The sequence below is a fragment of the Brevibacillus sp. LEMMJ03 genome, assembly GCF_007197875.1.
Classification (GTDB): Bacteria; Bacillota; Bacilli; order Brevibacillales; family Brevibacillaceae; genus Brevibacillus; species Brevibacillus thermoruber.
This window is the reverse complement of sequence record NZ_VKJN01000007.1, coordinates 227088-234474: the sequence shown is the minus strand read 5'-3', so window position 1 is coordinate 234474 and position 7387 is coordinate 227088. Positions and strand designations below refer to the sequence as shown.

The 7387-nt window shown below is 51.3% G+C and carries 7 protein-coding genes; 4 read left to right on the top strand and 3 right to left on the bottom strand.

Annotated features, from left to right (window positions below; genetic code table 11):
- Positions 1–88 precede the first annotated feature (88 nt).
- Complete coding sequence (locus FOI68_RS11505; protein WP_143863256.1) at positions 89–727, bottom strand: hypothetical protein; 639 nt, start codon at positions 725–727, stop codon at positions 89–91.
- Positions 728–860: 133 nt separating this feature from the next.
- Between FOI68_RS11505 and FOI68_RS11500 the strand changes: the two genes are divergently transcribed.
- The 4 genes from FOI68_RS11500 to FOI68_RS11485 all read left to right on the top strand — a co-directional run bounded on the left by FOI68_RS11500 (position 861) and on the right by FOI68_RS11485 (position 5180).
- Positions 861–1763 carry a sigma-E factor regulatory protein RseB domain-containing protein gene (locus FOI68_RS11500; protein WP_143863255.1) on the top strand — a complete coding sequence of 301 codons (903 nt, stop codon included), beginning with the start codon at positions 861–863 and terminating at the stop codon, positions 1761–1763.
- Positions 1764–2274: 511 nt separating this feature from the next.
- A complete protein-coding gene (locus tag FOI68_RS11495; RefSeq protein WP_029100517.1) occupies positions 2275–3309 on the top strand; it encodes a FecCD family ABC transporter permease in 1035 nt (344 codons plus the stop codon).
- Positions 3310–3314: 5 nt separating this feature from the next.
- Positions 3315–4334 carry a FecCD family ABC transporter permease gene (locus FOI68_RS11490; RefSeq protein WP_370512125.1) on the top strand — a complete coding sequence of 340 codons (1020 nt, stop codon included), beginning with the start codon at positions 3315–3317 and terminating at the stop codon, positions 4332–4334.
- A 21-nt stretch (positions 4335–4355) separates the two neighbouring features.
- Positions 4356–5180, top strand: a complete 825-nt coding sequence (locus FOI68_RS11485) for an ABC transporter ATP-binding protein (protein ID WP_044897668.1) — start codon at positions 4356–4358, stop codon at positions 5178–5180.
- Between the two features lie 168 nt (positions 5181–5348).
- Here the strand turns inward: FOI68_RS11485 and FOI68_RS11480 are convergent, their stop codons facing one another.
- Positions 5349–6326 carry an ABC transporter substrate-binding protein gene (locus FOI68_RS11480; RefSeq protein ID WP_143863253.1) on the bottom strand — a complete coding sequence of 326 codons (978 nt, stop codon included), beginning with the start codon at positions 6324–6326 and terminating at the stop codon, positions 5349–5351.
- 14 nt (positions 6327–6340) lie between these two features.
- The gene (locus FOI68_RS11475) at positions 6341–6925 is read right to left on the bottom strand and encodes a nitroreductase family protein (protein ID WP_143863252.1); all 585 of its coding nucleotides are present in this window, start codon (positions 6923–6925) and stop codon (positions 6341–6343) included.
- Positions 6926–7387: the final 462 nt, after the last annotated feature.

The following is a 7387-nucleotide window of genomic DNA, read 5'->3' as shown; positions in this document are numbered from 1 at the left end:
CATAGAAAAACAACCCCTTTACACAAAGTTATCCTTAGTCTTAACTCCGTGTAAAGAGGATTGATGAAAGTCCAGAGCGATTATCTATCTAACGGCGTAAGTACAAACCTTCTGTTGTTATAATTGTTCTAAGAATTTCCAAGCTCTCTGAATTTCCGATGAACATGGGCATGTTTAAATCAAAATTTGACCACGTACACACGTGCATGTTTTCAAAAACAAATACAGATGAAACAGTTTCCCGTAAACCAAGCTCCAGGAAGACTTCCAGATCAGCAAGCTCTTCTATTTGCAGATGGTCACTGTCATTTTGTATAAGTTTCTCCAAAGCGGTAAACATTCTCTTTTCCTTTTCCTGATTCTGCAAGACTTCCTTGATCCGCTCGGTATTCTCATATCGTAGAGATGTCTCAACCCAAACATTATCATAAGCCCACAGTAACTGAAACACACGGATAAACTTTTGCTCTTCGTTGATGTATCTGCTTCTCAACACAGGGTTATCCTCAACTTCGCCAAATGATAGAGCAAGGGAAGCAAACTTTGTGTGATCCGCGATTCTTTTCGGAAATCTATCAAGGAGAAAAGATTGTTCGGGAAACCGCGAAAAAATGAAATCGCTATGTTCTAACAGTATTGTACTTGCTTCGGAATCTCCATCCCGCTCTTTTATTATGTTCCACTCCCCTGGAAACATTGACGCTGCAATACTGTCAAAGCCTTTCATACATTTCCTCCTCTATAAAAATTTGCTACGATATCCTAAAAACAGTTTATTTCATGGTACGAAAATCGTCGTTGCATGTCACATATATTTACCATTTCCACTAAAAGTAAAATTGCAGCAGAGGAGGCTGTGCATGAGAAAAGCAGTCTATTTTTGGGCCATCCTGATGATCATCTGTTACGGCTGTACAAATAGTACGGCTCAAGACCATACGAGAGAACCCGCTGTACAATCAACTGCACCAGATTCGCACCAAGTGGACCACGCAACGAAAACGAAAGAACAACCCGCCGTCTATGAACCTCCGACGAAACAGGAAAACTACGATCATCTGACACAAACAGAAGTGCTCACGAAACTCCTGAATACCGTGGACAACTTTGATACGGCAGTGGGGAAATTTGAACTCCTGCGAAACGGATATACCACGCTGGTTGAATATAAGATTGCGCCGACAAGCGGCTACAGTAAAAGTACGCATGTCGATAAAAATTCCGGGAAATCGCGCATTCAACATTTCTACTATCGGGACGGCAGTGTTTGGCTTGTGGATGAGGAAAGGAAAGCAACCCGACGGATGAGGTACAATGCCGATCGTCATGCGGGAACACTTGAGCCGAAGCAGGCTTTTGGCAAGGATTCGCACGGAAACAACGTGACCCATTACCGTGAACGTCCACCAATCGGTGCTGCGCAGACTTCGTTGTTTCCTTATGAAATTGCATCCAACTTTACAAGGGATTTGGACAAATGGGAAATTGAAAAACAAGATGAACAACTGCTGGACCATAATACCATCGTATTGAAAGGAATTTTGAATGAGGCTGCATCCAGAAAACAAGGTGCAAGCACGTTTCGTTTCTGGGTTGATAAAGATTCCGGGATTCTTGTGCAGTTTGAACTATACAATGCAAAGGGGGAAGTTGTCGACTACCTCCACCCCATTGAACTCAACGTGAATGTCCCGATCGATCGAAAAGAACTGGAATCGAATGTAGAGAGCTTGTTACAAAAATACCCGGTTGAAAACGAATAGACAAACTGCTTCGTTTCCCGACAAGGCCTTGCCATTGAAACCGAATGCGCAGCTCTTCCTTTATTACTCAGAGGGGGTACCAGGGAATGCGACTGCAAAACAAGGCCGTCATTCATTTTACGATCATATCATAATGTGACAGCCGAGATCGGGTTTGCCCTGTTTCGAACGGATGAAGGTACCTATGTATACAAAACGTCGGATGGAGGGTTCACCTGGGAACTGATTCCTGCTCGCATAACGGAATCGTGATACGATGGCGGATGGATTTGCCATTCGTGCGGATCGAAACGTCCGCGTATGGCAAAAAGTTTGATCCCCCCAGCAGTATGTTGTCTGCACACGTGCGAGATCCCCTCAAGGGGGTCTCGCTGTTTTGTTTGCGGGGAGAAAGGTTCTAGCAAGAAACGGCTAGATTATTGACAGGTGCAAATGAAAACCATTATCATTAACCTGTCTAACGTAGCAGTGACAATCATGATTACTGAATGAATGGAAGTGGGTTGCACAAATGTCAGCAGCGTCCAAACCAAAAACTCACATGCAAACCCGGCCCGTCCTGGCTTTGTTCATTCTCCTCGGCGGGTTGATACTGCTTGCGCTTGGTTTGACCCTTTCGATTTCAGTCGGTGCAGCCGACATTCACCTGCTGACGGTATGGGAAGCGGTCTTTCATTTTCAGCCGGATTTGACACAGCACCAAATCATTCAAGAATTGCGATTGCCTCGGGCGCTGTGCGGAGCGATGGTTGGCGCCGGTTTTGCCGTGGCGGGAGCGATCATGCAGGGGATGACCCGCAACCCGTTGGCAGACCCCGGCCTTCTCGGTGTGAATGCCGGTTCGGGCTTTGCGTTGGCGCTTTGTTTTGCGTTGTGGCCCGGCCTGCCTTTTCCGTACGTCATCCTGTTCTCCTTCCTCGGCGCAGGGCTGGGGGCAGGGCTGGTGTATGGAATCGGTTCATTGGCCAAAGGAGGATTGACTCCGGTCAGGCTGGCATTGGCTGGTGCAGCCGTTAGCGCCCTGCTCGTGGCCCTTAGCGAGGGCGTGGCGATCTACTACCAGGTGGGGCAGGAGCTGGCCTTCTGGTACGCAGGTGGCGTTGCGGGTACCACGTGGCTTCACATCAGGATCATGTTCCCGTGGATTGTGGCTGGTTTGATCGCAGCGCTGATGCTTTCCCGTTCCATCACGGTGCTTAGTCTGGGAGAAGAAATGGCCGCCGGTTTGGGGCAGCGAACGGGTCGCGTCAAGCTCGCCGGTGCCGTAATCGTTCTGATCCTGGCGGGGGCGGCGGTGTCTACGGTCGGCATGATCGGCTTTATCGGATTGGTCATCCCTCATGTGGCACGTTTTTTGGTAGGCGTAGACTACCGGTGGATCATTCCGTGCTCCGCAGTGCTGGGCAGTTTGCTCATGGTGTTTGCCGATATCGGAGCGAGAATGATCAATCCGCCTTACGAAACGCCGGTAGGCGCCCTGATTTCCCTGATCGGCGTGCCCTTTTTCCTCTACCTTGCCCGTAGGGAAAGGAGGGAATTGGGATGAAATCCATGCAGGCAGGAACCATGGAACACCGGCGAAAAATCCGCGCAGCCCAGGTCATGGCTGTGCTGGGCGCATTGATTCTCGCGGCGTTTCTTATCAGCATGAATACGGGTTTTATCAAACTTTCGCCGTGGGATGTCATGAAGACGCTGGTGGGCGCAGGCACCGAGAAACAGGAGCTTGTCTTGTTTGACTTTCGGCTTCCTCGTATCGTTCTTTCCGTCCTGGTGGGAGCGGGGTTGGCTGTCTCCGGGGCGATTTTGCAAGGCGTTTCCCGGAACGCACTGGCTGATCCGGGCTTGTTGGGAATCAGCGCAGGGGCAGGCCTCGCGGTGATCCTGTTTATTTCCTTTTATCCGATGACGGACGGCGCTCCTGTTTACCTGCTGCCGTTATGTGCGTTTGCAGGCGCTTCCCTGACCGCCGCCGTCATTTACTCCCTGGCCTTCCGAAAAGGACAGGGCGTTGCGCCGACACGGCTCATTCTGGTGGGGATTGCGGTTTCCGCGGGCATTAGCGCCGCCATGATCGTCCTCACGATCAAACTGAATCCCGAAAAATTCCAATTTGTTTCCGTTTGGCTGGCCGGCAGCATCTGGGGAGCGAACTGGCACTTTGTCATGGCTTTGCTGCCCTGGCTCATGATCCTGCTTCCCTATGTCATGGTGAAGGCACGGGTATTGGATATTCTTCGCTTGGGAGAACCGCTCGCGATTGGCCTCGGAACTTCCACGGAACGGGAACGGATCAGACTGCTTGCCGCAGCGGTTGGTTTAGCGGGCGCAAGTGTGGCGGTCGGAGGTGGCATCGGCTTTGTCGGTCTCATTGGGCCTCATCTGGCGAGGCGGCTGGTCGGTCCCCATCACCAGTATCTGATCCCCGCTTCCGCACTGGCGGGAGGGCTGCTCCTGATCGTTGCGGACACACTGGCCCGCTGGATTCTGCAGCCTTCGGAGATTCCCGTCGGCATTGTCGTGGCCATTATTGGCGCACCATACTTCATCTATTTGCTGATGAAGACCTGATGAATGGAGGCGTAAGTATTTATGGGACGTCTGTACGCAAAGCAGGTAGATATCGCCTATGGTGATCGCATCATTGTGGAACAGTTGAATCTGACCATTCCTACGGGGAAAATCACGGCTCTTGTCGGTGCCAACGGTTCCGGGAAGTCTACGATTCTCAAGACGCTGGCGCGGATTATGAAGCCGAAAGACGGGGCCGTTTTCCTGGACGGGAAGGCCATTCACAGCCAGTCGACCAAGGAAGTGGCGAAGCAGCTTGCCATTTTGCCGCAAAATCCAACGGCCCCCGACGGGCTTACCGTCTCCGAGCTGGTCGGCTACGGGCGGTTTCCTCACCAGAGAGGATTCGGTTCGTTGACGCAGGAGGACAAGCGAATCATTCAGTGGGCGATTGAGGTCACAGGCATCGTGGAATTTCGTGACCGCCCGGTTGAACAACTGTCCGGTGGGCAGCGGCAGCGGGCATGGATCGCCATGGCGCTGGCCCAGCAAACCGATTTCTTGTTTCTCGATGAGCCCACGACGTTCCTGGACATGGCTCACCAACTGGAAGTTCTCGAACTGCTGCACAAGCTGAATCAAGAGGAACAGCGCACGATTGTCATGGTGGTTCATGACCTGAACCATGCGGCGCGTTACGCCCAGCACATGATCGCGATCAAAAAGGGCAAGGTCGTTTGCGAAGGCGCTCCCGATCAGGTGATGACGCATGACGTGCTGCGTGAAGTATTCGGGATTGAAGCGGATATTGTTGCCGACCCCCGAACGGGGGTGCCGCTGTGCCTGCCGTATGGGTTGGCGCATGCATCGGTTGAACGAGCGCATTCGCATGAAAAAGGGGCATGACCCCGATGCCATCAAACGAACACGGTACATTCGACGGAAAAAGGTTGGATGTACCGTGTTTTTCTTCTAGGAATAGGGAACGGGTTCCTCGTCCGGGAAAGCGTAAGGCACAGAAAAACCCTTCCACGCGTTCGGTGGAAGGGCACAAGGCACAATATGCAAAGGCTGTTACTTGGTTAATTTTTCAACTGCTTCATCGATGATCAGGTTGTTGGCAATCGGGCCGAATCCTTGGAACCACAAGTCGTAATCAACCGGATACACCTGGTTTTTTTGAACAGCCGTGAGTTTGTTCCAGAGAGGCGTTTTTTGGATCTCCGCCAGTTTTTCAGGACTTTCCGTCAACAGAAAAATGTGATCGGGATTGATTTCCGGCAGGACCTCCAGGGACAGCGGTTGGAAGGTTGCGCTGTTATCCGGGAAATGCGCAGGTTTATGTAACCCCAGGTCATTGTACAGCACATCGAAGTTTTTCGCGCCGTAATAACGAAGTTCCTTGGCCGTTACACGCAAGAACATAACGGTTTCATTGCCGATCGCTTTGGCGATTTTTTCCCGTGCGTCTTTGGCTTTCTGCTCATAGGCTGCAATGACTTGTTTGGCCTCGTCTTCTTTTCCTACGATTTCAGCCGTCTTAATGAACGTTTGCCGCCAATCCTTCACGCCGTCTTTGGTTTCAGCGGGCTTGATGATGACGGTTGGCGCAATTTTGGACAACTGTTCGTAGGCTTTGGCAAAAGCATCGCTTGCCACGATCAAGTCGGGCTGGGCATCCACGACCGCTTCCAGATTCGTAGAATTGACCAGCCAGCCCAAATTGACGGTATTGGTCATGCGATCCTTCAAATACCAGGAAAACTCTTTACTTTTCGGTCCGCCGCTAACGGCCGCGTAGGGTGTTTCGTTCACGGACAGAAGAAAATCGATCATCGAAGGAAACAGGACTGCAATTTTTTCAGGTTTGGCCTTGATCACCGTTTCTCCCATCTCATGCTGGATGGTTCGGGATTCTTCCTGGGCTGGCGCTTTCGGTTCGGTTGTCGCAGCGGGGGCTGCTGTCTCCGAAACGCCGCTGCAGGCCGTCAGGAGAATGATGAGCGCGCAAAGAAGCAGGCCAATCCATGGTTGACGTGAATAAAGCAACATCAGGTTCCTCCGTGTTATGGCTTCAGATTTTCAAACAGGGTGAGTTTCTCTTCAGCGGGCGTACGCGGTTTTGGTTCCGGAATCTGTTCGCTGTCGAAAAATCCCAGATGCAGAAACCCGACGATTTTCTCTCCGGGTTTTACACCCAGCAGTTGGCGAACCTTGGGGTCCCAGTTGTGGTTGTTGGTTTTCCACACGACGCCAAGTTTCCGTTCCCATGCCAGCAGCTGAAAGTTCTGGATCATGGCGGCTGATGCCGCAAAGTCTTCTTCCCATTGTTTCGGTCGAGGGTCTTCCGACATGATGACAATCAAAAAGGCGGAAGCCTGCGCGTGAAAATAGGTGCGCATCTTGTCCTGCTGATCGTTCGGAAAGGCCTGAAGAAGATACTCGATGAAGCGTTCCTTTTCGTCTGTGGACACGAACAGAAAGCGCCAAGGCTGCCTCAACCCGTGAGTGGGGGCCCAGACGGCGTCATTGAGAAGATCGATGATCAGTTCCTTGGTAACAGGCTCATTCGTAAAGGAACGTATCGTTCGTCTTTCACGAATGATTTTGGCTATGGAAGTTGGTTCTGCCGCTCGCACGTGCTTCACCATTCCGCCACCACCTTTCACTGATAATGAAAATCATTATTACGAATCCATTATAATGGGGTTCATGCCAAGAAACAAGCAAGAAATGATAGGGGTTCTCGCATTCGCCTCAACTGCCGGGGCAGTGAACAGTGGCGATGGCCGGTCACGGGAACACGGGAAAATCAATTGACAGATTCATCCATTCGTGATACCGTACCAGTATACGCAAAGGATGAAATTTTCTGGAAAGGGGGCTGTCTGTCATGATCAGGATTTGGATTCCGTTTGATGCCGGTCGCAACTCCATATCTCATGACGTGACCTCCCTCCTGACGCGAAGAGCAGTACGGTGCACACGAGCCCTTTTCGCTACGTAAGCGTAAGCAGGCGCAGGTCACGCACCCTCGTGGCATGCGCTTTTCCTATCGTTGACTCGCTGTGACAAAGCACACCGCTTCCGAGTGGTGTGCTTTTTTGTCTGGA